Source organism: Halorubrum sp. SP3 (genome assembly GCF_005435195.1).
GTDB classification, from domain to species: Archaea; Halobacteriota; Halobacteria; order Halobacteriales; family Haloferacaceae; genus Halorubrum; species Halorubrum sodomense.
Window position 1 is genome coordinate 1 of record NZ_SGTU01000193.1, and the last position, 722, is coordinate 722.

Annotated in this window: 1 pseudogene; it reads right to left on the reverse strand. The window is 46.8% G+C overall.

The annotated features are described in order from the left end of the window. Nucleotides 1–342: pseudogene (locus tag EXE42_RS16165) on the reverse strand (oligosaccharide flippase family protein); the annotation flags it as partial. Between the last annotated feature and the right edge of the window lie 380 nt (nt 343–722).

The window sequence follows — 722 nt, forward strand, 5'->3', positions numbered from 1 at the left end:
GGCCAACCTTGGTGAGAGGACGAACAGCACAAGTGCGGCGGCAAGCGAGAGCGGAATTGCAATTTGAAAGCCTGATACCAGGACTCCGCGAATGCGGGAAGCGTCGTCATAACGAGGGACATAGCGCCCGATACCGCTATTTAAGCCTAGGACGAGCACAATTCCAGAGAACGTCAGCAGTGTCGTGCCGACAGAAATAACGCCATACTCGACCGGACCAAATATTCTTGCAACGACTAGCTTTCCGGCGAACGCGATGCTGACCTCAAGGAGCATACCGAGGAAAACCAACCCACTACCCTTGAGTAGGTTACTCAGGAGATGCGCGTCCTCGTCGTCCATGGGGTATCCTGTCTGGGGAGGGTACTGTGAATTTCGGTTGCGTGAGAGTTCAGTCTACTCAACAGTCACGTTTTGATTAAGATCAGAACTTTATTCTAATCATGTGTACAATGTCAGTAGAGAAATATTTTAACGGATGGAAGTGGATGTTGGCCGCAAATAGCGTTATAAAACCGGAGTGATTACCTATATATAATTATTAGAGTCTTCCATTGCCAATAGTATTTTATAATGGAATAGCAAATAGTGTGAGACCGCTGAACGTTCGTCATTTCGTTCCATTTTTTTGGCCTAGCGGATACATGCGTCGTCGGCGGGGGAAAAATTGTATTTAATTCACAGTCCAAGTGATAAAAGGCAACCTGTCTCACAGTCATACT